This is a genomic window from Antarctobacter heliothermus (genome assembly GCF_002237555.1).
Lineage (GTDB): Bacteria > Pseudomonadota > Alphaproteobacteria > Rhodobacterales > Rhodobacteraceae > Antarctobacter > Antarctobacter heliothermus_B.
Map to the genome: position 1 here is coordinate 3,135,131 of NZ_CP022540.1, position 26,379 is coordinate 3,161,509.

The 26,379-nt window shown below is 62.9% G+C and carries 27 protein-coding genes; 22 read left to right on the forward strand and 5 right to left on the reverse strand.

The genetic code is table 11. The features are described 5' to 3' along the window. Positions 1 to 27: 27 nt before the first annotated feature. Both glmS and glmU read right to left on the reverse strand, forming a co-directional pair. Complete coding sequence (gene glmS / locus ANTHELSMS3_RS15040; RefSeq protein WP_094035584.1) at positions 28 to 1,845, reverse strand: glutamine--fructose-6-phosphate transaminase (isomerizing); 1,818 nt, start codon at positions 1,843 to 1,845, stop codon at positions 28 to 30. A 39-nt stretch (positions 1,846 to 1,884) separates the two neighbouring features. After that, positions 1,885 to 3,240 (reverse strand): bifunctional UDP-N-acetylglucosamine diphosphorylase/glucosamine-1-phosphate N-acetyltransferase GlmU, encoded by a 1,356-nt coding sequence (glmU, locus tag ANTHELSMS3_RS15045; protein WP_094037156.1) that lies wholly within the window; start codon positions 3,238 to 3,240, stop codon positions 1,885 to 1,887. 107 nt (positions 3,241 to 3,347) lie between these two features. Here glmU and ANTHELSMS3_RS15050 point away from each other — a divergent pair, with 107 nt between their 5' ends. Further along, a complete protein-coding gene (locus tag ANTHELSMS3_RS15050; protein WP_094035585.1) occupies positions 3,348 to 4,022 on the forward strand; it encodes an HAD-IA family hydrolase in 675 nt (224 codons plus the stop codon). A 160-nt stretch (positions 4,023 to 4,182) separates the two neighbouring features. On the opposite strand, the gene ANTHELSMS3_RS15055 is transcribed toward ANTHELSMS3_RS15050, so the two are convergent. Then, positions 4,183 to 5,634, reverse strand: coding sequence for an MmgE/PrpD family protein (locus ANTHELSMS3_RS15055; RefSeq protein WP_198319818.1), 1,452 nt, complete (start codon positions 5,632 to 5,634; stop codon positions 4,183 to 4,185). Here ANTHELSMS3_RS15055 and ANTHELSMS3_RS15060 point away from each other — a divergent pair. Further along, a complete protein-coding gene (locus ANTHELSMS3_RS15060; protein WP_094037158.1) occupies positions 5,599 to 6,819 on the forward strand; it encodes a DegT/DnrJ/EryC1/StrS family aminotransferase in 1,221 nt (406 codons plus the stop codon). The two genes, ANTHELSMS3_RS15055 and ANTHELSMS3_RS15060, sit on opposite strands and share 36 nt — an antisense overlap. A gap of 52 nt (positions 6,820 to 6,871) precedes the next feature. Here ANTHELSMS3_RS15060 and ANTHELSMS3_RS15065 read toward each other — a convergent pair whose 3' ends face one another. Next, positions 6,872 to 8,479: a tetratricopeptide repeat-containing sulfotransferase family protein gene (locus ANTHELSMS3_RS15065; protein ID WP_094035586.1), complete on the reverse strand. Its 1,608-nt coding sequence runs from the start codon at positions 8,477 to 8,479 to the stop codon at positions 6,872 to 6,874. A gap of 146 nt (positions 8,480 to 8,625) precedes the next feature. Between ANTHELSMS3_RS15065 and ANTHELSMS3_RS15070 the strand changes: the two genes are divergently transcribed. The 10 genes from ANTHELSMS3_RS15070 to ANTHELSMS3_RS15115 all read left to right on the forward strand — a co-directional run bounded on the left by ANTHELSMS3_RS15070 (position 8,626) and on the right by ANTHELSMS3_RS15115 (position 18,962). Beyond that, positions 8,626 to 9,789, forward strand: coding sequence for an isovaleryl-CoA dehydrogenase (locus tag ANTHELSMS3_RS15070; RefSeq protein ID WP_094035587.1), 1,164 nt, complete (start codon positions 8,626 to 8,628; stop codon positions 9,787 to 9,789). 28 nt (positions 9,790 to 9,817) lie between these two features. After that, the gene (locus tag ANTHELSMS3_RS15075; protein WP_094035588.1) at positions 9,818 to 10,135 is read left to right on the forward strand and encodes a hypothetical protein; all 318 of its coding nucleotides are present in this window, start codon (positions 9,818 to 9,820) and stop codon (positions 10,133 to 10,135) included. Then, entirely contained in the window at positions 10,132 to 10,848 is a 717-nt protein-coding gene (locus tag ANTHELSMS3_RS15080; RefSeq protein WP_094035589.1) for a flavodoxin family protein, read from the forward strand. Before ANTHELSMS3_RS15075 ends, ANTHELSMS3_RS15080 begins: the two co-directional genes overlap by 4 nt. After that, positions 10,823 to 12,391 (forward strand): AMP-binding protein, encoded by a 1,569-nt coding sequence (locus ANTHELSMS3_RS15085; RefSeq protein ID WP_439098652.1) that lies wholly within the window; start codon positions 10,823 to 10,825, stop codon positions 12,389 to 12,391. The genes ANTHELSMS3_RS15080 and ANTHELSMS3_RS15085 overlap by 26 nt, the downstream gene beginning before the upstream one ends. A 40-nt stretch (positions 12,392 to 12,431) precedes the next feature. Continuing rightward, positions 12,432 to 14,030, forward strand: a complete 1,599-nt coding sequence (locus tag ANTHELSMS3_RS15090) for a carboxyl transferase domain-containing protein (protein ID WP_094035591.1) — start codon at positions 12,432 to 12,434, stop codon at positions 14,028 to 14,030. 28 nt (positions 14,031 to 14,058) lie between these two features. Further along, positions 14,059 to 14,484, forward strand: a complete 426-nt coding sequence (locus ANTHELSMS3_RS15095; protein ID WP_094035592.1) for an ASCH domain-containing protein — start codon at positions 14,059 to 14,061, stop codon at positions 14,482 to 14,484. A 24-nt stretch (positions 14,485 to 14,508) separates the two neighbouring features. Further along, positions 14,509 to 16,449, forward strand: a complete 1,941-nt coding sequence (locus ANTHELSMS3_RS15100; RefSeq protein WP_094035593.1) for an acetyl/propionyl/methylcrotonyl-CoA carboxylase subunit alpha — start codon at positions 14,509 to 14,511, stop codon at positions 16,447 to 16,449. Continuing rightward, positions 16,446 to 17,132: a glutathione S-transferase family protein gene (locus tag ANTHELSMS3_RS15105; protein WP_094035594.1), complete on the forward strand. Its 687-nt coding sequence runs from the start codon at positions 16,446 to 16,448 to the stop codon at positions 17,130 to 17,132. Before ANTHELSMS3_RS15100 ends, ANTHELSMS3_RS15105 begins: the two co-directional genes overlap by 4 nt. A gap of 116 nt (positions 17,133 to 17,248) precedes the next feature. Continuing rightward, a complete protein-coding gene (locus ANTHELSMS3_RS15110) occupies positions 17,249 to 18,103 on the forward strand; it encodes a hydroxymethylglutaryl-CoA lyase (RefSeq protein ID WP_094035595.1) in 855 nt (284 codons plus the stop codon). Positions 18,104 to 18,185: 82 nt separating this feature from the next. Further along, the gene (locus ANTHELSMS3_RS15115; protein WP_094035596.1) at positions 18,186 to 18,962 is read left to right on the forward strand and encodes a crotonase/enoyl-CoA hydratase family protein; all 777 of its coding nucleotides are present in this window, start codon (positions 18,186 to 18,188) and stop codon (positions 18,960 to 18,962) included. Positions 18,963 to 18,969: 7 nt separating this feature from the next. Here ANTHELSMS3_RS15115 and ANTHELSMS3_RS15120 read toward each other — a convergent pair whose 3' ends face one another. Further along, on the reverse strand, positions 18,970 to 19,269 hold the full coding sequence (locus tag ANTHELSMS3_RS15120) for a hypothetical protein (protein WP_094035597.1): 300 nt from the start codon (positions 19,267 to 19,269) through the stop codon (positions 18,970 to 18,972). A gap of 222 nt (positions 19,270 to 19,491) precedes the next feature. Here ANTHELSMS3_RS15120 and ANTHELSMS3_RS15125 point away from each other — a divergent pair, with 222 nt between their 5' ends. The 10 genes from ANTHELSMS3_RS15125 (at position 19,492) to ANTHELSMS3_RS26015 (ending at position 26,373) form a co-directional block, all read left to right on the forward strand. Then, a complete protein-coding gene (locus ANTHELSMS3_RS15125; RefSeq protein WP_094035598.1) occupies positions 19,492 to 19,872 on the forward strand; it encodes a hypothetical protein in 381 nt (126 codons plus the stop codon). Between the two features lie 358 nt (positions 19,873 to 20,230). After that, on the forward strand, positions 20,231 to 20,596 hold the full coding sequence (locus ANTHELSMS3_RS15130) for an NADH-quinone oxidoreductase subunit A (RefSeq protein WP_094035599.1): 366 nt from the start codon (positions 20,231 to 20,233) through the stop codon (positions 20,594 to 20,596). Beyond that, positions 20,587 to 21,120, forward strand: a complete 534-nt coding sequence (locus tag ANTHELSMS3_RS15135; protein WP_094035600.1) for a NuoB/complex I 20 kDa subunit family protein — start codon at positions 20,587 to 20,589, stop codon at positions 21,118 to 21,120. Before ANTHELSMS3_RS15130 ends, ANTHELSMS3_RS15135 begins: the two co-directional genes overlap by 10 nt. A 10-nt stretch (positions 21,121 to 21,130) precedes the next feature. Further along, the gene (locus ANTHELSMS3_RS15140; protein WP_094035601.1) at positions 21,131 to 21,742 is read left to right on the forward strand and encodes an NADH-quinone oxidoreductase subunit C; all 612 of its coding nucleotides are present in this window, start codon (positions 21,131 to 21,133) and stop codon (positions 21,740 to 21,742) included. Next, a complete protein-coding gene (locus ANTHELSMS3_RS25595; RefSeq protein WP_157733524.1) occupies positions 21,739 to 21,882 on the forward strand; it encodes a hypothetical protein in 144 nt (47 codons plus the stop codon). Before ANTHELSMS3_RS15140 ends, ANTHELSMS3_RS25595 begins: the two co-directional genes overlap by 4 nt. Positions 21,883 to 21,901: 19 nt before the next feature. Then, on the forward strand, positions 21,902 to 23,122 hold the full coding sequence (locus ANTHELSMS3_RS15145; RefSeq protein WP_094037159.1) for an NADH-quinone oxidoreductase subunit D: 1,221 nt from the start codon (positions 21,902 to 21,904) through the stop codon (positions 23,120 to 23,122). Further along, positions 23,119 to 23,685 carry a hypothetical protein gene (locus ANTHELSMS3_RS15150; protein ID WP_094035602.1) on the forward strand — a complete coding sequence of 189 codons (567 nt, stop codon included), beginning with the start codon at positions 23,119 to 23,121 and terminating at the stop codon, positions 23,683 to 23,685. The genes ANTHELSMS3_RS15145 and ANTHELSMS3_RS15150 overlap by 4 nt, the downstream gene beginning before the upstream one ends. Positions 23,686 to 23,739: 54 nt before the next feature. Next, positions 23,740 to 24,045, forward strand: coding sequence for a hypothetical protein (locus ANTHELSMS3_RS15155; protein WP_094035603.1), 306 nt, complete (start codon positions 23,740 to 23,742; stop codon positions 24,043 to 24,045). Positions 24,046 to 24,137: 92 nt separating this feature from the next. Then, positions 24,138 to 25,331, forward strand: a complete 1,194-nt coding sequence (locus ANTHELSMS3_RS15160) for an NADH-quinone oxidoreductase subunit E (RefSeq protein ID WP_094035604.1) — start codon at positions 24,138 to 24,140, stop codon at positions 25,329 to 25,331. Between the two features lie 76 nt (positions 25,332 to 25,407). Beyond that, on the forward strand, positions 25,408 to 26,373 hold the full coding sequence (locus tag ANTHELSMS3_RS26015) for a hypothetical protein (protein WP_254694748.1): 966 nt from the start codon (positions 25,408 to 25,410) through the stop codon (positions 26,371 to 26,373). Positions 26,374 to 26,379: the final 6 nt, after the last annotated feature.

Below are 26,379 nucleotides of genomic sequence, written 5' to 3' on the forward strand. Positions count from 1 at the left end.
CTCTCACACTCGCATCGGTTTCGGCCCTCATTCCACCGTCACCGATTTTGCCAGATTGCGCGGCTGGTCCACATCGGTGCCCTTGGCGATGGCCGTGTGATAGGCCAACAACTGAGCGGGCAGCGCATAAAGGATGGGCGACAACACATCCGGCACCTTCGGCATCTGGATCACCCGCCAGACATCCTGACCGGCGGCGGCGGCCCCTTCGGCGTCGGTGATCAGGCAGACCTTGCCGCCGCGCGCCATGACTTCTTGCATGTTCGACACGGTCTTTTCGAACAGCGCATCCTTGGGGGCCATGACAACCACCGGCACATGTTTGTCGATCAGCGCAATCGGCCCGTGCTTCAGCTCCCCTGATGCATAAGCTTCGGCGTGGATATAGCTGATTTCCTTCAGTTTCAGCGCACCTTCCAGCGCGAGGGGATACATCAGTCCACGCCCCAGAAACAGGATGTCGCGCGCCTCTGCCAGCTTGCGGGCCACGCCGGCGATCACCTCATCGCGGTCCAGTGCCGCGTTGAAGGTGCCCGGCAAGGCGCGCAGCCCGGTCAGGATCTCGTCGCGCCGGTCCGGGGTAAGCTTGCCGCGTGCCACCGCCGCCTTCAGCGCCAGCAACAGCAGCACGTTCAACTGACAGGTGAACGCCTTGGTCGAGGCGACGCCGATTTCCACACCTGCGTGAATCGGCAAGGCCAGATCGCTTTCGCGCGCGATGGAACTGTCGGGCACGTTGACCACGGCATAGATATGGTCCGCCTTGTCCCGGCAATAGCGCAGCGCCGCCAAGGTATCCGCCGTCTCGCCCGACTGCGACACGAACAGCGCCGCGGTCCCCGGCACAATTGGCGGTTCGCGATAGCGGAACTCGGACGCCACATCGACCTCAACCGGCAGTCCGGCCAGTTGCTCGAACCAGTATTTCGCCGTGAAACAGGCGTAGTAGGCGGTGCCGCAGGCCACCATGGTCAGCCGCTCGATCTTGGTGAAATCGATGCCGGGATCGGGCAGGGCGATGCCGTCGTCGGTCAGATAGGCGTTCAGCGCGTTGGACAGGACCGACGGCTGTTCCGCGATCTCCTTGGCCATGAAATGCTTGTACCCGGCCTTGTCCACGCGGGCCGCATCCATCTGCACGGTCCGCATCTCGCGGTTCACCAGGCGCCCCTTGCCATCGCGGATCGTGGCCCCTTCGCGGGTCAACACCGCGCGGTCGCCCTCTTCGAGATAGGTGATGTGCGGCGTCAGCGGGGCCAGCGCAATGGCGTCGGACCCGACGTACATCTCGCCCTCGCCATGACCCACCGCCAACGGAGAGCCCTTGCGCGCCGCCACCATCAGATCCTCTTCGCCGTCGAACAGGAACGCCAGCGCAAAGGCTCCCTCCAGCTTGTCGATGCAGGCCATCGCCGCCTCAACCGGGCCCAGCCCGCCTTGCATCAGATGATCGGTCAGCAGCGCGATGGTTTCGGTGTCGGTTTCGGTCTTGGGCTCCAGACCGGCCGCCGTTACCTCGGCGCGCAATTCTTTGTAGTTCTCGATAATGCCGTTGTGGACAACCGCAACCGGGCCAGAGCGATGCGGATGGGCGTTGTCCGTCGACGGGACACCGTGGGTGGCCCAGCGCGTATGCCCGATGCCGGATTTCCCGGCCAAAGGCTGATGCACCAGCAGATCCGACAGGTTCACCAGCTTTCCCATGGCGCGCCGCCGGTCCAGATGGCCGTCGTGTACGGTGGCAATCCCCGCGCTGTCATAGCCGCGATATTCCAGCCGCCGCAGCGATTCGACCAGTTGGGGGGCCACTTCGTGCTTGCCCAGAATGCCTACGATTCCACACATGTTCTCAAATCCCTTGCCTGTAAAATCACGCGGGGCCGGTCAGCCCTGCGCCTGCTGTTGTTTTGCCTTCTTCGCGCGCAGCATATTCATCAGCTTGGTGGCAAAGCCGGGCTTGATCTCTTGTTTGCCGCGCGCCAGTGCCAGCGCACCGGCCGGCACGTCCGCCGTGATGGTCGATCCCGACCCGGTCATCGCGCCGTCCCCCACGGTCACCGGGGCGACCAGCATGGTGTCTGACCCGATAAAAGCGTTTTTGCCAATGATCGTGCGGTGTTTGAATACACCGTCATAGTTGCAGGTGATGGTGCCTGCGCCGATATTGGTTTTTGCACCAATTTCCGCGTCGCCGATATAGGTCAGGTGGTTCGCCTTGGCCCCTTCGTGCAGCTGCGCGTTCTTGATCTCGACAAAGTTGCCCACATGGACGTCCTCGGCCAGTTCCGCACCGGGGCGCAGACGGGCATAGGGGCCAACCACCGCTCCACGGCTGACGTGACAGCCCTCCAGATGCGAAAACGCGCGGATGCGCGCGCCGGATTCGATGGTCACGCCGGGGGCAAAAACCACATAGGGTTCAATCTCTGCATCGCGGCCCACCGCCGTGTCCCAACCCAATTGCACCGTGTCGGGCGCTTGCAGGGTCACGCCCTGATCCAACAGCGCGGCGCGGGCGGCGGTCTGAAACGCCGCCTCGGCAAAGGCCAGATCGGCGCGCGAATTGACGCCCAGCGTCTCGGCCTCGGGGCAGCGCACAACCGTGGCGCTATGTCCCTCGGCGCGGGCAAGGCCCGGCACATCCGTCAGGTAATATTCACCGCTGGCATTGTCGTTGCCGACCTTGCCCAGCAGGGCGGTCAACAAACCGGCGTCTGCGGCGATAACGCCAGAATTGCAAAGGGTTATGGCGCGTTCTTCGTCCGTGGCGTCCTTGAACTCGACAATCTTGACCAGATCGTCCCCCGCCATGACCAACCGGCCATAGCGCGCGGGATCTGCCGCCTCGAATCCCAGCACCACAACGTCATGGCTGGCGCGGGCGGCGCGCATCGCTTCCAGCGTGTCCTCTGAAATGAACGGCGTATCGCCGTACAAGACCACGACGTCGCCCTCGAACCCCTCCAGCGCGGGCAGGGCCTGCGACACCGCATGGCCTGTGCCCAGTTGCTCGGCCTGTTCCACAACCGTGACGTCGGGGTCATAGTCGCGCGCCGCGGCGGCCACCGTGTCAAACCCGTGTCCGGCGACAACCACTGTGCGCTCTGGCTCAAGTGCCGCGCCTGCACGCATGGCATGCCAAAGCATCGGAGCCCCGGCGATCTGGTGCAGGACCTTGGGCAAATCCGATTCCATGCGGGTGCCTTTGCCAGCAGCCAGTATGACGAGGGCGATGCTCATGATCCGCTCCATAATTGCGTATTTTCGCTGCCCGTTCTATCGGGTTGGCATGGTGGCGCAAGGTGGCGTCGTTCACTCTGCATTGCGGCATGTGACAGGAGACGCGAATGGCCCGAAATTGTGTGATTTTTGATCTGGATGGCACGCTGGCCGACACCAGCGGCGATCTGATCGCGGCGGCCAATGCCTGTTTTTCCGGTATGGGAGAGGCGGTGCGGCTGGACCCGGTGGCCGATGCGGCCATCGCGGTGCGCGGCGCGCGCCGCATGCTGACAGAGGGGTTGACCCGTGCGGGGCGCTACAGCGACGCGGCGGTCGAGGAATGGTTCCCCCGCTTTCTGGACATCTACGGAGAGGCCATCGACGTTCACACCCGGATGTACGACGGCGCGGTCGACGCGGTCGAGGCTCTGCGGGCGGCGGATTACGCGGTGGGCATCTGCACCAACAAACCAGAGGCGTTGGCCGAGACCCTGTTGCAGCGCCTTGGCGTGCGCGACCTGTTCGGATCGCTGATCGGCGCGGACAGTGGACCGACGCGCAAGCCCGATGTCGCGCCCTATTGGGCTTCGGTCGATCAATGTGGCGGGCGACGGTCGGCGTCTTTGTTGGTGGGCGACAGCGATACGGACCGCAACACCGCCCGCGCGGCGGGGGTGCCTTGCGTGCTGGTCACTTTCTCGCCAGAGGGGCAGGCGGTGCGCACGCTGGACCCAGAGGCGCTGATTGACCACTTTGACGAATTGCAGGGCGCGGTCGGGCAGTTGATCGGACGGCCCTGATCCGGGACGATCTGTCCCTGTTCGGCGGTGATCAAGGCGGGCCGTGCGCCTTACGGTTAGTCACCGAACCCCTCGGCTGCTTGGTTAACAGAAGGTAAAAACGCCTCTGTAACCCCTTGATTTCACTGTGGCGCGATTTGCGCCACGCGTGGACACCCCCTCAAGGGGCCCGAAATAGATGCTCGGTCAGCGCCGTCAAAGGGGCCTCTTCCAGCCGGTCAATGACCGAGGCAATGGCCTCCGCCCGATCCCGCCCCAGAACCGGATCGGCAAGGGCGTGGAACTTATTGACCAACTCGGCATCACTCGGCGGATCCTCCGCGTCCCAGCGCGGCCTCATCCAATCGCTTTCCAAAACCCGCCCGTCCCGCAGCACCAGCCTGACCCGCGCCAGCCGCGTGCCCGGAAAGGCCGCGTTCGCCTTGGCCTCCTCTGCCATGATCAACCCTTCTGACAGGCGCAGGATCTCTGGATCACGCAGCGCCGCGCGGTCCAGATCCGCCGGCGCCAGACCGCCACGCACCATCGCCACCGCACAGGGAAAGGTCGTGGAATACTGCGCCTCTTCGGTTGTCTCTGGCCGCGATGTGGCCAAGCGCGTCGCCTCGTGAAAGCTGTCCACTTCGATGTGATCGACGTCAGCCGCACACAACCCATGCGCCCGCCGCAACGCCAGCACGCCCTCAATCGGAGCCTGCGCCCAGCGGCACACCGGATCAGGTTTGAAATACTGCTGCAAGATGCGCCAGTCCGTGCCCAGACCCGTCCAATACTCCGGTGCCTGCTCAACCGTGATCGCGGGCGCGCCGGTAAAACCGCGCCGCGCCAGTTGCACCGCCGAGACACCGCTCATAGCACCCCAGCCCGCGCCGTCCTTGACCATCGTGGGCCAGTCGATGCAGCGCATCATCTGGCTGCGTGGGCCGTGGTATTCCGCGATCCCCAGCGCGTGCCGGGTTTGCCCCACATCCAAACCCAACAACCGAGCGCCCGCCGCCGCAGCCGTCACAGCACCCCAACTGCCAGAGGTGTGATAATCGGGGCAGGTGCCATGCTGCGCCTCTGCCGTCCGGGCGCCAAACTCGTAGCCCATGACCAAGGCGGTCAAAAAGCCCTCACCCGAGATTCGCGCCTGTTGTCCGAAAATCAGCAACGCGGGCAACAGAGGGCAGCCGATGTGGCCCTTGGCGGGGTTGTACCCGTCGTGCCCATCAAGGCTATCGATGCTTGTGGCCATCGCCATCGCCGCCGTCGCAGGGGCGGAGGTGCGGTTGTCGAACAGGATCGGCGTGGAGCCGGGAAAATCCTCTGCCGCGTGGTCACGGATGATCCGTGACATATCGGTCGCCAGACCTCCGGCCGCCACACCGATCAAGTCCAGCAGGCAGCGCTTTGCCTGCGCGCGGACGGGGGCGGGCAGATCGTCCCACTGTAGACCATGAATGAAATCAAACGGTGTCATACCGGCAGCGTAGCGCAAGCCATGCGCCCGCATTTCACGAAAAGCGACGCGCGCAGGGCGGCAAAAGTCGCGAATGGATTGACCGCCGCGCCATGCCTGCGTCAAAACACAGAAATGGCAGAGCGTTTCACCGGCAGTTTCACCCAGCAAGAATCCATCCCCGAAGAGGCGATCGCCGCAGCGGTCGAGGTCATGCGGGGTGGGCGTCTGCACCGCTACAACACGCTTGCCGGAGAAACGGCAGAGACCGCCTTGCTGGAGCAGGAGTTTGCGGCACTGACCGGCGCGCGGTTCTGCGTCGCGGTGGCGTCGGGCGGCTATGCGCTTGGCTGTGCGTTGCGCGCGGTAGGCGTGCAGCCGGGTGAGACGGTGTTGACCAATGCCTTTACGCTGGCACCCGTGCCGGGGGCTATTGCGGGCATCGGTGCGGTGCCAGTCTTTGTCGGCGTGACAGAGGATCTGGTGATCGACCTGGATGATCTGGCGGCCAAGGCAGACAGCGCAGACGGTGCAAAGGTCCTGATGCTGTCGCACATGCGAGGCCATTTGTGCGATATGGACCGGCTGATGCAGATCTGTGACGACGCCGGAATCACGGTGATTGAGGATTGCGCCCACACTATGGGGGCCGCGTGGAACGGCGTGCCCTCTGGGCGTCAGGGGGCCGTGGGCTGCTATTCAATGCAGACTTACAAACACGTCAATTCGGGTGAGGGTGGTCTGCTGATCACCGATGACGAGGACATCGCTGCCCGTGCCATCATGCTGTCAGGATCGTATATGCTCTATGACCGGCATCTGGCGGCCCCCGCGCCTGAGGTCTTTGAACGGGTGAAATATATCACGCCGAACATTTCAGGCCGAATGGATAACTTGCGCGCCGCGATCCTGCGACCTCAGTTGCGCGCGCTGAACGCGCAGGTGGACCGCTGGAATGACCGCTACGCAGTTGTCGAACAGGGGCTACGCGGCACGCCGGGGCTGCGCCTGACAGAACGGCCAGAGGCCGAGCGCTTTGTCGGCTCGTCGATCCAGTTCCTGTTGCTGGACTGGACCCGGGACGCGGTGCAGGAGGTGTTGGCCCGTTGTGCTGCACGCGGTGTCGAATTGAAGTGGTTTGGCGGCGTGGAACCGGCAGGCTTTACCTCGCGCTATGACAGTTGGCGGTATGCCCCGTCGCAGCCGATGCCGTCCAGCGACCGCGTGCTGCGCGGGATCGTCGATATGCGCCTGCCGCTGACCTTCAGCCTTGAGGATTGCGCGCTGATCGCCCGGATCATCCGGGCCGAAGTCAGCGCTGTTTTTCAGGCGACGCCGCCAGTGCAGGCTGGTTAAATTCCTTATCATGAACCGTCTTGCGCCGGGTCCACGGACAGGCGTAGACCGATCAGATCAACGCATGTTTGCGCAATTGCTGGACCAGCGGCGTCAACTTGGATTCGTATCGCTGCCATATTGCGTCAGCGCCGGTCTGGATACCCTCGCGCACTTGCAGCGCGCTTGCGGTCACCACGGCGCGGTCGCTGTTGGCAAAGTCCACGCAAGCGGGATCGGGCGGTAGTCCAAGCCCCGCCAACAACGCCTGAACGGTGGTGTCCGGATTTTGGGTCAGGGTGCCATAGTCAAGCCGCTGGATCGCGACGCCTGCATCCTCCCAAAACCCGATCATCTGGCGGTAGAGTGCCATGGCGTCGGCAATGTCGCGCAGGTCATAGGCAAACCCGTTGCCAGTCCGCACGAAACATTGCCGAAATATGGACCAGCCAAGCGCGCGCGGCTCTCTGTGCAGGGCGACAATCCGGGTGCCGGGGATCAGTTTGGCCAAATAGCCAGCCAGCACAAAATTGAGCGGCATCTTGTCGACCACAAAAGGGCGGCCCTTTGCGTGGGTGCGCAAAACCGCCAGATACGCGTCGCGGACCTCTGAAAGGGTGCTTTCTGTCGGCGGGGCGTCGTTGCGCAGGAGCGGCAAAAGGCGGCTCCGCAGGAAGGTCAGCTCGCCCGCGGCGGCAACCTGAGGATGCGCGGCAAGGATGCTTTCGGTCAAGGTGGTGCCGGAACGGGGCAAGCCGCAAACAAGGATCGGCAGCGGGCCAGGCGGTGTCGTCTCAGGCGAGCGTACGGTGGCAAACGCGGCACGCACCCGTGCGCCGTCTTCAATATCTTGGGTGGCGTCCAGACTGTGCAGCTTTTTCTTGAGCGCGTTGCCACGGGCGAAATGGTCAAAAGCCTTGTCGATCAAATCGAGATCGTCAAAGGCCTTACCAAGTGCAAAGTGGAGTTCCAGCTCTTCTGCGGGTGTCAGGCCCTGGGCTTTCAACAGGCGCAGCATCCGTTTCAGGTGCTTGTCCTGCCTGTCAGTATAGGGGTGCAATTCGGCAAAGCCGCGATGCGCCGCGCCGTTTTTCGGCTGAAGCTCTGCCAGACGGGCGAACCGCGCACGCGCCATTTCGCGCTCTCCGCGGATCAGTGCCGAAACAGCCCCCATGCGCTGCGCCAAAGGATCATCGACAAGCGCCTCTGCAGCTCGTTGCGCCGGTGCGCCCATCGCCTCATACGCGCCCAGTTCATACAGCGAAAGCGCCAGTTCCCGGTAAAGCGAGGGCCGCTCTGGCGCGCGGATCAGTGCCGCCTGCGCCGCATCCCGCGCGGCGGAGAACCGCCTTCCGGCGTTAAATGCCAGCGCCATCGCCTCATGCGGGATCGCGGCGTGCGGATGGCGCGCGGCCAGACTGCGTGCCAGCGTCAATGTCGCGTCCAGACGGCGCGCATTCAACAGGGACGAAAGCCGCTTTGCCTCTTGCGCGGGAAGGGGCTGCTGCAAGAGGGCGGGCATCGAGCGGGTGAACAACCGGTGCCGCAGGGCGAACACCTCAGGCGCGCAACTCCAGCGTTCTGGCAACTCGTCCAGAAGCGATTGAGCGGCGTCAAAGTCCTTGCTGTCGATCAGGGCTGTCGCCCGCTGAATCGTGTCGGTGTAACTGTTTAAGAGCATGCTGAATTCTGTTGGTTCGACCTCGATATGGGCGCGCGGGCCGGGTGTTCCAAGGGGGCTATGGCGCGTGATTTGCGCAAAACCATTGACCCGACTCGCTGCGCCGCGTTAAATGAACAAGCGTTCAATACTTGGGAGGGACGGGCGTGTTCACGGCATCTATGAATTTCGACCTCGGCGAAGACGTAAACAGCTTGCGCGAGATGGTTCACAAATGGTCGCAAGAACGGGTCAAACCGATGGCCGCCGCGATTGATCGCACCAACGAATTTCCGCCGGAGTTGTGGCGCGAAATGGGGGAGCTCGGCCTGTTGGGTGTGACCGTGCCAGAGGAATACGGCGGCGCAGGCATGAGCTATCTGGCGCATACCGTCGCTGTCGAAGAGATCGCGCGCGCCTCTGCCAGCGTGTCGCTGTCCTACGGGGCGCATTCCAACCTTTGCGTGAACCAGATCAAATTGAACGGCACCGATGCGCAGCGACAGAAATACTTGCCGGGCCTGATCTCGGGCGAACATGTCGGCGCATTGGCGATGTCCGAACCGGGGGCCGGATCGGACGTTGTCAGCATGAAACTGCGTGCCGAAAAGCGGAACGACCGCTTTGTCTTGAACGGCAACAAATACTGGATCACCAACGGGCCGGACGCCGATACGCTGGTTGTCTATGCCAAGACGGACCCAGAGGCCGGGGCCAAGGGCATTACCGCCTTCCTGATCGAGAAATCCATGACCGGGTTCAGCACCAGCCCGCATTTCGACAAACTGGGGATGCGTGGGTCGAACACGGCCGAGTTGATTTTCGAGAACGTCGAAGTCCCGTTCGAGAACATCCTTGGCGAAGAGGGCAAGGGCGTGCGCGTCCTGATGTCCGGTCTGGATTACGAACGCGTTGTGTTGGCCGGTATCGGTCTTGGCATCATGGCGGCCTGTCTGGATGAGGTCATGCCCTACATGATTGAGCGCAAGCAGTTCGGCCAGCCGATCGGAAACTTTCAGCTGATGCAGGGCAAGATCGCCGATATGTACACCGCGATGAACTCGGCCCGCGCCTATGTCTATGAGGTGGCCAAGGCTTGCGACCGAGGGCAGGTCACGCGGCAGGATGCGGCGGCCTGTTGTCTCTATGCCTCGGAACAGGCGATGGTGCAGGCGCATCAGGCGGTGCAGGCGCTTGGCGGTGCGGGCTTTCTGGCCGATGCACCGGTGGCGCGGCTGTTCCGCGATGCCAAGCTGATGGAGATCGGTGCCGGCACGTCGGAAATTCGGCGCATGTTGGTGGGCCGCGAGTTGATGGGGGCGATGGCATGAACAGCGCCCCGCACCCGCGCTAGCCGCGATGCCGCGCTGGGTCTGGTTTCTGCCGGTCGGTGGCCTTGTGTTGCTTAGCGCGATCATCGGGTTCCGGCTGGGCTGGCTGGATGTCCATCTGGACGAAAGCACCGCGATCGAGGCCTACGCCAAGCGCTACATGCGCGACAGCGGTTCGCCGGTAGCCGATTGTACCGGCATTCCCGGACAGGAAGTCTGGCTGGTGGTGCATTGCGGTGCAGGGTGGGAATACCACGTCAATCGTTTTGGTGGCCTGAAACATGTGTTCCGCCCGGGCGAGCACGGCGATAGGCTGCAACGGTCAACAGGGAGGCCACGGACATGAGCGATTTTGTAGGTTTGAACGCGTTGTTCATCAACACCTCGCTGAAACGCGAGGGCGGGCAAAGCCACACACGGTTGCTGATGGAGGCATCGGCAAGCATCATGGAAAAGAATGGCGTCGCGGTCGAGCATGTCCACATGCTGGATCATCAGGTGCCCCCCGGGGTCTATCCCGACATGAGCGAACACGGCTGGGACCGCGACGACTGGCCGAAGTTGTGGAAAAAAGTGCTGGCGGCGCGCATTCTGGTGATCGGGACGCCGCTGTGGCTGGGCGAGGAAAGCTCGGTCTGCCGTGTGTTGATCGAACGGCTGTACGGCATGTCCGGAGAGCTGAACGACAAGGGCCAATCGATCTATTACGGCAAGGTGGGTGGCTGCGTCATCACTGGCAACGAGGACGGCATCAAGCACGCGGCCATGACCATCGGCTACGCGCTGAGCCATCTGGGCTATACCATCCCGCCGCAGGCCGATTGCGGCTGGATCGGCGAGGCCGGGCCGGGCCCGTCTTATGGCGACGAGGTGGACGGCGCGCGGGTGGGCTTTGACAACGATTTCACCCGGCGCAACACCACAATCATGACGTGGAACCTGATGCATCTGGCGAAGATGCTGCAGGACGCGGGTGGCTACCCCGATAAGGGCAACAACCGGCGCGCCTTTGAGGCCGGGTGCCGCTTTGATTATGAAAACCCGGACTACCGGTCCTGAGATGCTGGCGCCGGCCTGTTCATATGAGGCACTTGTCGCCGGGTTTCGCTGGGACATCCCGGCGCGGCTGAACATGGCCGAGCAGGCCTGTGACGGCTGGGCGCGGCGTGAACCGGATCGTGTGGCGATTATCGACCACGCCAGCGGGGCGGGCGTGACCTATGCCGAACTGGCACTTCTGTCGCGGCGGGTGCAGGCAGCGCTGGTGGCGCGCTGCGTGGGGCCGGGTGATCGGGTGGGCGTGCTGCTCAGCCAGTCGCCGCAGTGTGCTGCCGCCCATCTGGCCTGTTGGCGGATGGGGGCGATCTCTGTCCCGCTGTTCATGCTGTTTCGTGAGGATGCCCTTCGCGCGCGGCTCACTGATTGCGGCGCGCGTGTGGTGGTCACGGACGACGAGGGCGCGGGTATGCTGGCGCCTTTTGATTTGGACGTTCTATGCGAGCGTGATCTGCCCGCTGACGGTGCAGTGGGCCCGGCGGTTGAGACCGGTCCGGACACGCCAGCGGTGCTGATCTATACCTCCGGCACCACCGGCAAGGCCAAGGGGGCCTTGCATGGGCACCGCGTCCTGACCGGACATTTACCGGGCGTCGAGATGAGCCATGATTTCTTGGGCCAGCCGAGTGATGTTCTATGGACACCTGCCGACTGGGCCTGGATCGGTGGTCTGTTCGACGTTTTGATGCCGGGGCTTGCGCTGGGGGTGCCGGTTGTCGCCGCCCGGATGCGGCGGTTTGATCTGGATGACTGCGCAAGGATCGTCCTGGAACACTCTGTTCGGAATGTGTTTTTCCCACCCACAGCCTTGCGGATGATGAAGGCGGCGGACATGCGTTTGCAGGGTTTGCGTTCTGTCGCCAGTGGCGGTGAACCGCTGGGCGCGGAAATGCTGATCTGGGGGCGCGATGCCTTTGGCGTCACCATCAATGAGTTCTACGGCCAGACCGAATGTAACATGGTGGCCAGCTCCTGCAGCGCGCTGTTCGACGCGCGCCCCGGCTGCCTTGGCCGCGCGGTGCCGGGGTTTGACGTGGCGGTGATCGACGCGGCGGGGCAGGTCACCGATGGTGAGGGCGACATCGCCGTGCGGCGCGGTTGTGCCTCGATGATGCTGGAGTACTGGCAGAACCCGCAGGCGACGGCGGACAAGTTTCGCGGTGCCTGGCTGGTGACCGGGGATCGCGGCGTCGTAGAAGATGGGTTCATCCGCTTTGTTGGCCGTGAGGATGACGTGATCACCTCTGCCGGTTACCGCATCGGACCCGCCGAGATCGAGGATTGCCTGCTGACCCATCCCGGCGTGGCGACGGTGGGTGTGGTGGGCAAACCTGACGCCCTGCGCACCGAGATCGTCAAGGCCTATGTGGTCCCGAAAAGCGGGGTGACAATAGCGGCGGAGGAGCTTCAGTCATGGGTGAAGGAACGGCTGGCAAGTTATTCCTATCCAAGGGAAATCACCTTTGTCGAGGCTCTGCCTATGACGGTCACCGGCAAGGTGATCCGCAAAGAACTCAAGGCCAAGGCGGCGGCGGAGACGACATGAAACAGCCCATCTGCGAGATGAATAACAAGGGGTCGAGGACATGAAACTGCAATCCCAGGTGCTGACAGCGGGAGAGGCTTTTGCCGCGAACCGCAAAGCCCATCTTGACGCTTTGGCGCAGATTGAGGCCGCAGCGGCACAGGCCGCGGCGGGCGGCGGCCAGAAATCCCGCGACCGGCATGTGAGCCGGGGCAAGATGCTGCCGCGTGAGCGGGTGACAAACCTGCTGGACCCGGGCTCGCCGTTTCTGGAGGTCGGCGCAACGGCGGCGCATGGCATGTACGACGGGGCCGCGCCCTGTGCGGGTGTGATCGCGGGGATCGGGGTGGTCGAGGGGCGGCAGGTCATGGTGGTCTGCAATGACGCCACCGTGAAGGGCGGCACTTACTACCCGATGACGGTCAAGAAACACCTGCGCGCGCAAGAGATCGCTGAAGAAAACCATCTGCCCTGCGTCTATTTGGTAGATAGCGGCGGGGCGAACCTGCCCAATCAGGACGAGGTGTTTCCGGATCGCGACCACTTTGGCCGGATCTTTTACAATCAGGCACGGATGTCGGCCAAGGGCATTGCGCAGATCGCCGTGGTGATGGGGTCGTGTACGGCGGGCGGGGCCTATGTGCCCGCGATGTCGGACGTGTCGATCATCGTCAAGGAACAGGGCACGATCTTTCTGGCCGGTCCGCCACTGGTCAAGGCGGCGACGGGCGAAGTGGTCACCGCCGAGGATCTGGGGGGCGGAGACGTCCACACGCGCCTGTCCGGTGTGGCGGATTACCTTGCCGAGGATGACGCCCACGCGCTGGCGCTGGCGCGGCGCGCGGTCGGCTCACTTGGCGGCAGCAGGGCGGACCTGTCGATGATCGGCGAGGCCCCCGCCTATGACCCCGACGAATTGCTGGGTGTCGTGCCTGCCGACCTGCGCACGCCTTACGACATCCGCGAGGTGATCGCGCGGCTGGTTGACGGCTCTTACTTTGACGAGTTCAAACCCCGCTTCGGCGAGACCTTGGTTTGCGGATTTGCCAAGGTGCACGGCATGGACGTCGGAATCGTCGCCAACAACGGTGTGCTGTTCAGCGAGAGCGCATCAAAGGGCGCGCATTTCGTCGAGTTGTGCTCGGCGCGCAAAATCCCCTTGGTGTTCCTGCAAAATATCACCGGCTTTATGGTCGGTCGGAAATACGAAAACGAGGGCATCGCGCGGCACGGGGCCAAGATGGTGACCGCCGTGGCAAGCACATCCGTTCCCAAGGTCACGATGCTGGTGGGCGGCTCTTTCGGCGCGGGCAACTACGGCATGGCAGGACGGAGCTATCAGCCACGTTTCCTGTGGACATGGCCCAACAGCCGCATCTCCGTCATGGGCGGACCGCAGGCGGCAGGGGTTCTGGCGACGGTGAAACGCGACGCGATTGAACGGTCGGGTGGCACTTGGTCGGCTGAGGAAGAGGCGGCATTCAAACAACCGACGCTGGATATGTTCGAAGAGCAGTCGCACCCGCTTTATGCTTCGGCGCGGCTTTGGGATGACGGCATCGTCGATCCGCGCAAGTCGCGCAGCGTGCTGGCGCTTAGCCTGCGGGCGGCGCTGAACGCGCCAATCGAGGACACGCGCTTTGGCGTGTTTCGGATGTGAAGGCGGACGTCATGAAGGAGACCATCAGATGAGCGCGCAAACGCTGCAACAGATCATCGACGAGAACCCCGAGGCAGAGACCTTTCGCTATGGGGATACGCCGCAACTGAGTGCTCAGATTCTGGCGCTGGTCCGGTCGGGCAAGAAAACTGCCACCGTCGAGGCGATGCGCGTCTTTGGCAAGGGCGGCGATGGCGATGCGCTGCCGGTTGTGGGGCGGCGCGACGTGGCGCTGAACTGGGACGGCACGCCCGCCCTGATGGTCGAAACGGTCGAGGTGACCACCCGGCGTTTTGACGAGATGGATGAGGCATTTGTCGCGAAGCAGGGAGAGTTCCGCGACCTTGCGCATTGGCGCAAGAGCTACCGCGCGTATTTCTCGCGCAATGGGGGCGTGTCCGAGGACATGGAGATCGTCTGTGAGCGGTTTCGCGTGGTGGAGGATTATGCATGACGGCGCTTTGGGGGAGGAAAAACCATGTTTGACACCATCCTGATTGCCAACCGGGGCGAGATCGCTGCGCGCGTCATTCGAACGGCCCGATCCATGGGGCTGCGCTGTGTCGCGGTGCACTCTGACGTGGATGCGGATGCGCTGCATGTGGAACTGGCGGATGAGGCTGTCTGCATCGGCGGTGCGGCCCCCTCGCAAAGCTATTTGCGGGGCGATGTGATCATCGAGGCCGCCAAGGCCACAGGCGCGCAGGCGATCCATCCGGGGTACGGATTCCTCAGCGAAAACCCGGACTTCGTGCAGGCGGTCGAGGCAGCGGGCCTGACGTTTATCGGACCATCGGCGCAGGCGATCCGGCAGATGGGCCTCAAGGACTCGGCCAAGCGGCTGATGCAGGCGGCGGGGGTGCCGGTTGTGCCCGGCTACATGGGCGAAGACCAGGACCCCGGCCATCTGGAAGTCGAGGCGCTCAAGGTTGGCTATCCGTTGCTGATCAAGGCCGTCGCGGGCGGCGGCGGCAAGGGGATGCGGCTGGTTGAGCGGCCAGAGGATTTTGTCGACGCGCTGGAGCGGGCCAAGGCCGAGGCGCGCACCGCCTTTGGCAATGACGCGGTTCTGATCGAAAAGTTCATCCAGCGGCCCCGCCACATCGAGGTGCAGGTCTTTGGTGACGGCAATCGCGCGGTGCATCTGTTCGAACGGGACTGTTCCCTGCAGCGGCGCCACCAGAAGGTGATCGAAGAGGCGCCTGCTCCGGGGATGACTGCTGAGATGCGCGCCGCAATGGGGCAGGCCGCGGTCAAAGCCGCCGAGGCCATCGCCTACAAGGGCGCGGGCACGGTGGAATTCATCGTGGATGGGGCAAACGGGCTGCGGCCCGACGGGTTCTGGTTCATGGAGATGAACACACGGCTACAGGTGGAACACCCGGTGACCGAGGAAATCTGCGGCGTTGATCTGGTCGAGTGGCAGATCCGCGTGGCGGCGGGGGAGCCCTTGCCTGCGGTTCAGGATGACCTGACGATCAACGGACATGCTTTTGAGGCGCGGCTCTATGCCGAGGATGTGCCAGCTGGCTTTTTGCCCGCGACCGGCACATTGGCGGAACTGGCCTTTCCCGAAGGCGTGCGGGCCGAGGCCGGGGTGCGGTCGGGCGATGCCATCAGCCCGCATTATGACCCGATGATTGCCAAGCTGGTGGTGCATGGACCGTCCCGCGCGGTGGCGCTGCGCCGTCTGGCACGCGGCCTGCGCGACACACGGGTGGCCGGGACCGTGACCAACCTTGGCTTTCTAGGCGCGTTGGCAGAGCATGAGGGGTTCGCACGGGGTGAGGTGGACACCGGGCTGATCGGGCGTGACCTTGACGCGCTGATGGCCCCGGCGGAGGTGACTCCGCAGATCTGGGCAGAGGCGGCGATGGCGGCCTTGGGCCTACTTGAGACGCAGGGCTGGGACGCGGGATTTACGTTGTGGGGGGCGGAATGGCGCGCCGTGGTGTTGGAGCAGGGCGGCGAGACGCGTGAGATTGGCGTCAAGTTGCATGGCCCGGATGCGGCGTTGGTGCGCGTCGTGGGGCAAGAGGTTACGGCGGCGCGCGGTGTGCGCGGCTGGACCTTTGACGGCAAACCCGGTGCCGGTTCCCATGTGACGCGCGGCCATGTGACGGTCTATGCCGACTACGGCGTGGGCTTTGCGCGGCCCGATCCCCTCGCGCGCGGCGTGGGTGTGCAGGCGGCAGCGGGCGCACTGGCCCCGATGCCGGGGCGGGTTGTCTCTGTCCATGTGGCGGTGGGGCAGGCTGTAGAAGAGGGCGACCGGCTGGTCGTGCTGGAGGCGATGAAAATGGAACACACGCTGCGCGCAGGTCGTGCGGGGCAGGTGGCCGAGGTGCTGGTGGCCGAAGGCGATCAGGTTGAGGCAGGCGCGCCCCTAGTGGTGCTGGTCGAGGAGGACGAGGCATGAGTGACGCGAAACCGAATGTGACGCTACATCATGTGCAATATGGACGATCGTTCCGGGTGTTGTGGCTGCTGGAGGAGATCGGGCTGGAGCGTTTTGGCGGGCTGGAGATCGTCGAACACCGGATCGGCACCAAAGAGATGCGCGAAAGCGATCTGGGCCGGATCTCACCCGCTGTGCGCATCCCGGCGATCCAGATTGACGGGCTGGAGATGAGCGAGAGCGGCGCCATTGTCCAATACATGGTGGAAACCTATGCGCCTGAGTTGGGCCGCGCGCCCGGCGATCCGGAGCGGCCTGCCTATTTGCAGTGGATTCACTATGCCGAAACGCAGGCCAGCCTTGTGGAGCAGCTCAACCTGATGATGGTGTTTCTGCGACCGCCGGCGAAACCCTCCCCCATCGTGGTAAAGCTGAACGTGGCGCGGCTGCGCCAGACTTTGCAGGGGATCGAGGATCGGTTGGGGGAGCGGGAGTGGCTGTTGCCTTCGGGGTTCTCGGCGGCGGATGTGATGATGGGGTTCAACCTGTTTGCGGTGCCTTATTATGTCCACATGGACGCGTTTCCGCGAGTTGCCGCCTACAAGGCCCGGATCGAGGCGCGCGAGGCGAACCGTCGCGCGGTGGCGCGCGAAGGGCCGCAGCGGTTCTACGACAAGGATTTCTATCCCGTGCCCGAGGCATAGGGCGGCGGGCGTGATCCAATTGTGCGCCTGCGGCGCGCTGGTTGTCTCGCGCTCCGCCTGCGGCGGTGTGCTCGGGGGTTTTGGATATTTTTGGACAGAAGAAACCGGGGGCTGTGATGGCGGACTACGTCGAGATCTTTGAGGTCGGGCCGCGCGACGGCTTGCAGAACGAAAAGCGCGCCATTCCGACAGCGGAGAAGGTGGCCTTGGTCGACCTGCTGTCGGGGGCCGGGTTTCGGCGCATTGAATGCGCATCTTTTGTCAGTCCCAAATGGGTGCCGCAGATGGCGGATTCCGGTGAGGTTCTGGCCGGGATCGCGCGCGCGGCGGGGGTGTCTTATGCGGCGTTGACGCCCAACCTGAAGGGGCTGGAACGGGCTTTGGCGGCGAAAGCCGATGAGGTGGCGGTGTTTGGTGCGGCCTCTGAGGGGTTCTCAAAGGCCAATATCAACGCGTCTATCGATGAGGGGTTGGCGCGGTTTGTGCCGGTGGCCGAGGCAGCGCGCGCGGCGGGTTTGCCGGTGCGGGGCTATGTGTCCTGCGTGGTGGAGTGTCCCTATGACGGGGCGGTTGCGCCGTCAGCGGTGGCGCGGGTTGTTGCGGCCTTGCGCGACATGGGGTGTTACGAGGTCTCGTTGGGGGACACCATCGGGCAGGGCCGCCCAGAGGCGGTGGATCTGATGCTGGACGCGGTGTTGCAGGAATTGCCAGCGGCGCAACTTGCGGGGCATTTTCACGACACATCCGGCCGGGCGCTGGAGAATATTGACGTGGCGCTGGCGCGGGGCGTGCGGGTGTTTGACGCCGCTGTCGGAGGTCTGGGCGGCTGTCCCTATGCGCCGGGGGCGGCGGGCAATGTGGCGACCGAGGCGGTGCAGGCCCATCTGGAGGCGCGCGGCTTTGCCACCGGGCTGGACCCGGCGGTGCTGGCGCGCGGGGCAGAGATGGCGCGGTCGATGCGTGTGGGTTGAGCGGAACCGGCCATTTTGGTGCGTGGTCTGACGGTGCCGAGGCGCGGTCGGTGGCGATGTGGGAAGAGAAGTGGGGGACAGTATGGAATTCATCGAAGTGCGCCGCGACGGACGCGGTGTTGCAGAGATCCGGCTTTGCCGCGCGGACAAGCACAATGCGTTGTCGGCGCAGATGATGACGGAACTAGAGGCGGCGGCACGGGGGCTGGCGGCTGAGGACGCGGTGCGCGTTGTCGTGTTATCCGCCGAAGGGCGCAGTTTCTGCGCCGGGGGTGATCTGGCCTGGATGCGGGAGCAGTTTGATATGGATCGCGCCACACGGCGGGTGGAATCGGCGCGCATCGCCACGGCGCTGGGGGCGTTGTATGCCTTGCCTCAACCGCTGATCGGGCGGGTGCAGGGCAATGCCTTCGGCGGCGGGTTGGGGTTGATCTCTGTCTGTGATGTTGCGGTCGCGGTGGACATCGCAAAATTCGGCCTGACGGAGGTGAAGTTGGGGCTGATTCCGGCCAATATCGGGCCCTATGTCGTCCATCGGATGGGCGCTCGGAATGCGCAGGAGGTGTTCATGAACGCGCGGCTTTTCGGGGCGGATGAGGCGGTGCGGCTAGGGCTGGTGAACCGAGTCGCGGGGGCGGACGCGCTGGACGAGGCCGTCGAGGCCGAGGTTACCCCCTATCTGAGTTGCGCACCCGGTGCCGTGCGGGATGCCAAGGCGTTGTTGCGCCGCTTGGCCGGAGAGGTCGCGCCCGAAGCCGTAGAGGGGGCGGTCGACGCCTTGGCCGAACGGTGGGAGACGACAGAGGCACGAACCGGAATCGCCGCCTTTTTCGACAAGCGCCCGGCCCCTTGGGCCTGACACTGGCTCAGCCGCCGCAGATCGGGACGGCGGTGTCGATCCAGGCCAGTTCGGCCTCTTCACGGTAGAGGCCGATTTGCAGCGACGGTGCGGAGTCGGTGGCGTCGATGTGGAACCAGAGGTGATGGGGGATGCCTTCGGCGGTGAAATAATGCCCGATCCCCTCATCGTCGCTGTCACGGATCGCGGTGCAGGCAATGGCCATGGTTTCGGTTGCGCCGTCCATCACCGTCACATTGGTTGGGGTAAAGCAAACTCGCAGGTCGGGGCCAAAGGTCAGGTGATTGGTCCCGCCGTCCAGATCCAAATCGCCCGCCGGGATGAGAGGTATCGCCCGGGACGGGCCGGGACAGGGCCGTTTCACCCGTTTCCGACATATTTTGTTGCGCCTGCAGCGGAACCGGGAGGCAGAGCAGGAAGATCAGGCAGTGGCGGGTCAAAGGCATGCGTCCTGTCGTGCGGGCGGTTGCGGCGAAGGTTACCAAGCGTCAGGTCTTAGTCCAAAGTCGAGAAAGTGTCGGGGAGAGACATGATCGTTCAGATTGCCCACCTTTATGCCACTGCCTGCCTGGCCGTCGTGTTTTTTCAGTTTGCGCTGATCGTTGGCGCGCCATTGGGGCGCTGGACGCAAGGCGGGCAGCATCCGGGGCGGTTGCCGCTGTCAGGGCGGATCGTGGCGGTGGTTTCTGTTTTTGTACTGTTGTTACAGGCACTCGCGATCCTGTCGGCGGCAGGCTTTCCCGGTCTGGGCTGGCCGCGCTGGACCGGGTGGGCCGCTTTGGCGGTGAGCGCGATCAGCACGGTGTTGAATGGCGTGACGCCCTCGGCCAAGGAGCGTGCGCTGTGGTTTCCGGTGGTTTTGGTGATGGCGGGCATGGCTGCCTATGTGATGATTTCCACCATAGTGTGAGGGGGCGGAACGAGACTCGGTGCCCCTTGAGGCGGCTCTATCGCCCAACCGTCAGCCCTGTGCTTGACGCAAAAGCAACCGGGCGGGTGATTGCCGTTTTCCGAGTCACCAGGAAACGGGTTGAGACGGCTTGGATCAGGGGAGGGCGGGCGCGACGCTTGGGCGCGGGATTGAACCGGCGATCTTTTAGGCAAATTCTGCATCCCATTGTCAACAAAGGGAAATATTGCTGCGGCTGCGAAATCTGTTTATTCGTAGGGATTTGAATGCTTTCGGGCCGTGTTGACCCTGCCATGAGGCGGTTATATGGGACAGTAAGCCAAGCGCCCATGCGCCCGATCCCTAAAGGAGCCACGTCTTGGAAGAGATGCTGCGGGAATACCTTCCCATCCTTGTCTTTCTGGCCATTGCCATCGGTCTAGGCATTGTTCTGATCCTCGCTGCGGTGTTGATCGCCGTGCGCAACCCGGACCCGGAAAAGGTCTCGGCCTATGAATGCGGATTCAACGCCTTCGACGATGCGCGGATGAAGTTCGACGTCCGGTTCTACCTTGTCGCGATCCTGTTCATCATCTTCGACCTTGAGATTGCCTTTCTGTTCCCATGGGCAGTGGCGTTCAAGGATGTGTCGATGCTGGGATTCTGGTCGATGATGGTGTTTCTGGGCGTGCTGACCATCGGCTTTGCCTATGAATGGAAGAAAGGGGCGCTCGAATGGGAGTGATGACCGGAGCGAACACCGCGGGTCCTGACCGCGAGGTGGCCACTCAGGCCCTGAACCGCGATCTGCAGGACAAGGGTTTCCTGCTGACCTCGACTGAGGACATCATCAACTGGGCGCGCACCGGCTCGCTGCACTGGATGACATTCGGTCTGGCCTGCTGCGCGGTCGAGATGATGCATACCGCGATGCCGCGTTACGATGTGGAGCGCTTTGGCTTTGCCCCGCGCGCCAGCCCGCGCCAGTCCGACGTGATGATTGTGGCCGGCACGCTGACCAACAAGATGGCCCCGGCGCTGCGCAAGGTGTACGACCAGATGCCGGAACCGCGCTATGTGATCTCGATGGGGTCCTGCGCCAACGGCGGCGGTTATTACCACTATTCCTACAGCGTTGTGCGCGGCTGCGACCGTGTCGTGCCCGTGGATATCTATGTGCCCGGCTGCCCGCCGACCGCAGAGGCGCTGGTTTACGGTATCCTCGCGTTGCAGAAAAAGATTCGCCGCACCGGCACGCTGGTCCGCTAAGGGGAAATCCATGACAGACGCACTCAACGAACTGGGCGGCCATATCGAGCTTAAGCGCCCCGACTGTGTGATCGGCTGGGACGTCACCCATGGTGAGCTGAACGTCGATGTGGCCCCGTCGAACATTCGCGGCTTTATCGAGTTCCTCAAGACTGACCCAACCTGCAAGTTTTCGACTCTGGTGGACATCACGGCGGTGGATTATCCCGCGCGGCCCAAGCGGTTCGACGTGGTTTATCACTTTCTGTCGATGTACCAGAACCATCGTATTCGCCTGCGGGTGAGCATCCGTGAGGATGAGATGGTCCCGTCGATCGTGACCGTGCATCCCAGCGCCAACTGGTTCGAACGCGAAGTGTTCGACATGTTTGGTATCCTGTTCTCCGGCCACCCGGACCTGCGCCGAATCCTGACGGACTACGGCTTTCGCGGCTATCCGCTGCGCAAGGATTTCCCGACCACCGGCTACACTGAGGTGCGCTACGACGAAGAGCAAAAGCGCGTCGTCTATGAACCGGTGTCGCTTGTGCAGGAATATCGTCAGTTCGATTTCATGTCCCCGTGGGAAGGCGCGCAATATGTGTTGCCCGGTGATGAGAAAAGCGAAGAGGCGAAGGGATGACGCGGGAAGGCCGATCCGCTCCCACACGGGCCGATTCTCGCCAATCGGAACGGTCGGACTTCTGGAAACTCACTGCGCTGCCACTGGCTTTCGGGGCTGTTGGCGGCGTGCTCGCGGTGCTGATCGGCGCGTTGGTCTGATTGAAGGAATGATCCCATGATGGACGGCTCCAAAGGATTCGAAGACGCCCTGACGGGCGAGCAGAAGATTCGCAACTTCAACATCAACTTTGGCCCACAGCACCCGGCGGCCCACGGCGTGCTGCGTCTGGTGCTGGAGCTGGACGGCGAGATTGTGGAACGCTGCGACCCGCATATCGGTCTATTGCACCGTGGCACCGAAAAGCTGATGGAATCGCGCACCTACCTGCAAAACCTGCCGTATTTCGACCGGCTGGATTACGTTGCTCCGATGAACCAGGAACACGCTTGGTGTCTGGCCATCGAAAAGCTGACCGGCACGTCTGTGCCGCGCCGTGCCTCGCTGATCCGGGTTCTGTATTCGGAAATCGGTCGCATCCTCAACCACCTGCTGAATGTAACCACGCAGGCCATGGACGTCGGCGCGCTGACGCCGCCGCTGTGGGGGTTCGAAGAGCGCGAAAAGCTGATGGTGTTTTATGAGCGCGCCTGCGGTGCGCGCCTGCACTCGGCCTATTTCCGGCCCGGCGGTGTTCATCAGGATCTGCCGCCCGAGCTGATCGACGATATTGAGGAATGGACCAAGGATTTTCCGCGCGTTCTGGCGGATATCGACGGGTTGCTGACCGAAAACCGGATCTTCAAGCAGCGCAACGCCGATATCGGCGTGGTGAATGAGGAAGAGATTAACGAATGGGGCTTTTCCGGCGTCATGGTGCGGGGCTCTGGCCTTGCGTGGGATCTGCGCCGCGCGCAGCCCTATGAATGCTATGATGAGTTCGATTTCCAGATCCCGGTGGGCAAGAATGGCGACTGCTATGATCGTTACCTTGTCCGCATGGAGGAAATGCGCCAGTCGCTGAAGATCATGCAGCAGGCGATTGAAAAGCTCCGCGCGCCCGAAGGGCAAGGCGAGGTTCTGTCCCGTGGCAAGATCACCCCGCCCAAACGCGGCGAGATGAAGCGCTCGATGGAGGCGCTGATCCATCACTTCAAGCTGTACACAGAGGGCTTTCACGTCCCCGAAGGCGAGGTTTACGCCGCCGTTGAAGCGCCCAAAGGCGAATTCGGTGTCTACCTTGTGGCCGATGGCAGCAACAAACCCTACCGCGCCAAGATCCGCGCCCCCGGTTATCTGCACCTGCAAGCGATGGACCATGTCGCCAAGGGCCACCAGCTGGCCGATGTGGCGGCGATCATCGGCACGATGGACGTTGTGTTCGGGGAGATCGACAGATGAGACCGTGGCTGGCCCTGCTTTCACTGGTCGCGGCACCTGCATTTGCGCAGGACTTGCCGGAATTCAATGAAACTTTCAGCTATGAGATCAAGGGTGTCATCGACGACGGTCTGATCATCGAAAGCGGCCGCCACATCTTTTACTGCGAACTCGACGAGGGGCCGGACGACGCCTATCTCTTTATGGAGACATGCGTGCCTGTTCTTGGCCCAGAGGCGGCGGCCAAAGCGTCAAAAGCGCGGATGGCGAAAATCTCCAATGAAGGTGACTTTATCAAGTCGTTGGAACGGATGCCCATCGAAACGCTGATGCCCGCGGTGATCGAGGCGCTCAAGGATGTCAATTGCGTCCTGAACTTCCGCGAAAGCGACAGCGAAGACCGTTTTGAAAGCGTCGTGGTCGACAATCTGGTCACGATGACCGGATACAAAGGGCCTATGTCGCCGGATGGTCTCGAAGAAATCTCTGACATCGCCGGAGATGCTGCTGAAATGTTGATCAAGAATGGTCAGGTCGTTGTTGACCGTGATGCCGGGACGGCGCGGCTGGTGGACTGCCCGTAAGCCGGGTAGGGTATGATGCCGCGGGAACGGCAATGTGACGTGAGGGACACCTGAATGAAGAAGAACGCGTTTGCTCTGGTTGCCGCTGTGCTGGTTGCGGGCTGTATCCTGCCAGAGGGTGTGACAGAGGAAGATCTGTTGTCTTTTGACGCTGCCGTGGCTTCGATCGGCTGTGATCTGGCGGATGAAAGCGACTATCTGCCGGTCGAACTGCAAACCGGAATGCCGCGTGAAAAGCTGCTGACCATCGCTCAATACAAGGTTGAGCAGGAAGAGGCGGTCACTCTGTCGAACGGCGGTGTCCGGATCAAGACCGGCGCCTGTGCCCCGGCCGCCGCGCCTGCCGCTGCCGCCACCTGATGTGATCGGTCCCACGGGACCGGAGACGACAAGTTGTAACCCAAGGGGGTGCCGCCCGGCGGCGCCCGACGTTAGACGGAAAGCCGAAAGTCATGCTGCGCCGACTGCACCCCGAGCAACCCGAGAGTTTTGCCTTTGCCCCCGCCAATCTGGAATGGGCGCATGAGCAGATCACCAAATATCCCGCCGGACGTCAGGCCAGCGCGATCATCCCGCTGTTGTGGCGTGCGCAGGAACAAGAGGGTTGGCTGACCCGTCCGGCAATCGAATATGTCGCTGACATGCTGGGCATGGCCTATATCCGGGCGCTTGAAGTGGCCAGTTTCTACTTCATGTTCCAGCTGCAACCCGTTGGGTCCATTGCCCATATTCAGATTTGTGGCACAACGTCGTGTATGATTTGCGGTGCCGAGGATCTGATCGCGGTGTGCCGCGACAAGATCGCCGCCAAGCCGCATGCGCTGTCAGCGGATGGTAAGTTCAGCTGGGAAGAGGTCGAATGCCTTGGTGCCTGCGCCAACGCGCCCATGGCGCAGATCGGCAAGGATTACTTTGAGGATCTGACCGCCGAAAAGCTGGGAGAGCTGCTGGACGCGCTGGCCCGAGGAGAAGTGCCGCTGGCGGGTCCGCAGAACGGTCGCTTTGCATCGGAGCCAAAATCCGGGATCACCTCGCTGACCGATTTCGTCAACGGCTCGATCAAGCTGAACGCCAGCGCGCAGTTTGCGCATGACATCGGTGAGACGGTCAAGCGGATCGACGGGACCGAGGTTCCGCTGTCCGCTCCGTGGAATGACCAGTCAGGCACCCGTGATCTAAAACGTGAGCAACCCAAGGCACCTGAGGCCGATGTTCCCGAGGATGCCAAGCCAGAACCGGTGCCGGAAAAGATCGCCGAAGCGCCGGTCGAAGTTCAGAATGCACTGATCCAGCCGACGACTCGGCTCGAAGGGCAGGCGGATCTGGCCGAGCGCAAGGGTATTTGGCGGTACGAGGCCCCAAAGTCCAATACTGCTGACACCGATGCTGCCCCCGTTGACAAGCCTGCTGGCCTTGAGGCTGCGCGCGACGGCAAGGCGGATGATCTCAAAAAGATCAAAGGTGTCGGGCCAAAACTTGAAAAACTCCTGAACACGCTGGGCGTCTATCACTTCGATCAGGTTGCGGCCTGGACGGACAAGGAATTGGCTTGGGTCGACGACAACCTTGAAGGGTTCAAGGGCCGCGCGACTCGTGATGAATGGGTGACCCAAGCCCGCGAATTGGCCAAGAACAGCCAAGGCTGAACCGGTACTTTCATCCCCCTTTGCGACTTACCTGCCTGCATGTATCGTTGCTAACAAAGGGTTGGGAGGCCGATACATGACCGATACGAAATCAGGGGGCGATTGCCCCAAGATCTGCTGGGGCCTTGCCGGGCTGGCAGCCTTGCTAACGTTTGGGCTGCTTTTGGCGGTGGCAGAGTGGCGTTTCATTTCAGCTCTGTTGGTGGCGATCATTCTGTTGGTCGGTCTGGGCTTGCTGTTCAAAATGGTTCTGTGCGGGTCACCGGCCACATCCAGCCAAACAGATGTGGCCCCTGCGCGCCCTGTTAAGGAACCGGTCAAAGTGCCAGCGAGTGCGCCGCAAGGGACGGTTGAAACCGCCCCCAAGGTTGCGCCGGTTGACGTGGCTGACCCGCGTGTCCGCCCCTCCGCGCCACTGGTCGGCGAGGCAGAACTGGCGGAACGCAAGGGCAGTTGGACATATTCAGATACGGCGACACCGCCTGTGGCAGACTCCGTTCCGGCAGGTGATACCGGCCCGGACAGTGTTGCAGTCGTTGATCCGACGCCAGTGCCCAACCCCTCAGTGGCCGACGCTGCGGCAATCGATGTCCCCGAAGACGCCGGACCGCGTATTCTGCCGTCGACCCCTCTGGCGGGAGAGGCGGAATTGGCCAGCCGAAAGGGGGCATGGAGGTACACCGCGCCCGCCGCCTCGGCTGTGACCGACACCGAAGATTATGATGGGGACGGGATCGTCGAAGGCAAGGACGAGGGCGAAAAGCCAACCATGCTGGACGGCCCGCGCGAAGGTGGCGCGGATGACCTTAAGCAGGTCAAGGGCATCGGGCCAAAGTTGGAAAAGCTTTGCAACGATCTGGGCATCTACCATTTCGACCAGATTGCCAGTTGGACCGAACAGGAGATTGCCTGGGTCGATGCCAACCTTGAAGGTTTCAAGGGTCGGGTCAGCCGTGATCAATGGGTCGATCAGGCACGGGTTCTTGCCGAAGGCGGCGAGACCGAGTTCTCGTCCCGAGTTAGGGGCGGTGACGTCTACTGATGCATC

Bases quoted from the DNA above. Each gene is read 5' to 3' on its own strand.
- ANTHELSMS3_RS15110 (WP_094035595.1), top strand. From the start codon at position 17,249: ATGGCGGACTACGTCGAGATCTTTGAGGTCGGGCCGCGCGACGGCTTG.
- ANTHELSMS3_RS15115 (WP_094035596.1), top strand. From the start codon at position 18,186: ATGGAATTCATCGAAGTGCGCCGCGACGGACGCGGTGTTGCAGAGATC.
- ANTHELSMS3_RS15090 (WP_094035591.1), top strand. From the start codon at position 12,432: ATGAAACTGCAATCCCAGGTGCTGACAGCGGGAGAGGCTTTTGCCGCG.
- ANTHELSMS3_RS26015 (WP_254694748.1), top strand. From the start codon at position 25,408: ATGACCGATACGAAATCAGGGGGCGATTGCCCCAAGATCTGCTGGGGC.
- ANTHELSMS3_RS15125 (WP_094035598.1), top strand. From the start codon at position 19,492: ATGATCGTTCAGATTGCCCACCTTTATGCCACTGCCTGCCTGGCCGTC.
- glmU (WP_094037156.1), bottom strand. From the start codon at position 3,240: ATGAGCATCGCCCTCGTCATACTGGCTGCTGGCAAAGGCACCCGCATG.
- ANTHELSMS3_RS15075 (WP_094035588.1), top strand. From the start codon at position 9,818: ATGCCGCGCTGGGTCTGGTTTCTGCCGGTCGGTGGCCTTGTGTTGCTT.
- ANTHELSMS3_RS15105 (WP_094035594.1), top strand. From the start codon at position 16,446: ATGAGTGACGCGAAACCGAATGTGACGCTACATCATGTGCAATATGGA.
- ANTHELSMS3_RS15095 (WP_094035592.1), top strand. From the start codon at position 14,059: ATGAGCGCGCAAACGCTGCAACAGATCATCGACGAGAACCCCGAGGCA.
- ANTHELSMS3_RS15100 (WP_094035593.1), top strand. From the start codon at position 14,509: ATGTTTGACACCATCCTGATTGCCAACCGGGGCGAGATCGCTGCGCGC.
- ANTHELSMS3_RS15155 (WP_094035603.1), top strand. From the start codon at position 23,740: ATGAAGAAGAACGCGTTTGCTCTGGTTGCCGCTGTGCTGGTTGCGGGC.
- ANTHELSMS3_RS15140 (WP_094035601.1), top strand. From the start codon at position 21,131: ATGACAGACGCACTCAACGAACTGGGCGGCCATATCGAGCTTAAGCGC.
- ANTHELSMS3_RS15060 (WP_094037158.1), top strand. From the start codon at position 5,599: ATGGCAGAGCGTTTCACCGGCAGTTTCACCCAGCAAGAATCCATCCCC.
- ANTHELSMS3_RS15050 (WP_094035585.1), top strand. From the start codon at position 3,348: ATGGCCCGAAATTGTGTGATTTTTGATCTGGATGGCACGCTGGCCGAC.
- ANTHELSMS3_RS25595 (WP_157733524.1), top strand. From the start codon at position 21,739: ATGACGCGGGAAGGCCGATCCGCTCCCACACGGGCCGATTCTCGCCAA.
- ANTHELSMS3_RS15145 (WP_094037159.1), top strand. From the start codon at position 21,902: ATGGACGGCTCCAAAGGATTCGAAGACGCCCTGACGGGCGAGCAGAAG.
- ANTHELSMS3_RS15080 (WP_094035589.1), top strand. From the start codon at position 10,132: ATGAGCGATTTTGTAGGTTTGAACGCGTTGTTCATCAACACCTCGCTG.
- ANTHELSMS3_RS15160 (WP_094035604.1), top strand. From the start codon at position 24,138: ATGCTGCGCCGACTGCACCCCGAGCAACCCGAGAGTTTTGCCTTTGCC.
- ANTHELSMS3_RS15150 (WP_094035602.1), top strand. From the start codon at position 23,119: ATGAGACCGTGGCTGGCCCTGCTTTCACTGGTCGCGGCACCTGCATTT.
- ANTHELSMS3_RS15085 (WP_439098652.1), top strand. From the start codon at position 10,823: ATGAAAACCCGGACTACCGGTCCTGAGATGCTGGCGCCGGCCTGTTCA.
- ANTHELSMS3_RS15065 (WP_094035586.1), bottom strand. From the start codon at position 8,479: ATGCTCTTAAACAGTTACACCGACACGATTCAGCGGGCGACAGCCCTG.
- glmS (WP_094035584.1), bottom strand. From the start codon at position 1,845: ATGTGTGGAATCGTAGGCATTCTGGGCAAGCACGAAGTGGCCCCCCAA.
- ANTHELSMS3_RS15135 (WP_094035600.1), top strand. From the start codon at position 20,587: ATGGGAGTGATGACCGGAGCGAACACCGCGGGTCCTGACCGCGAGGTG.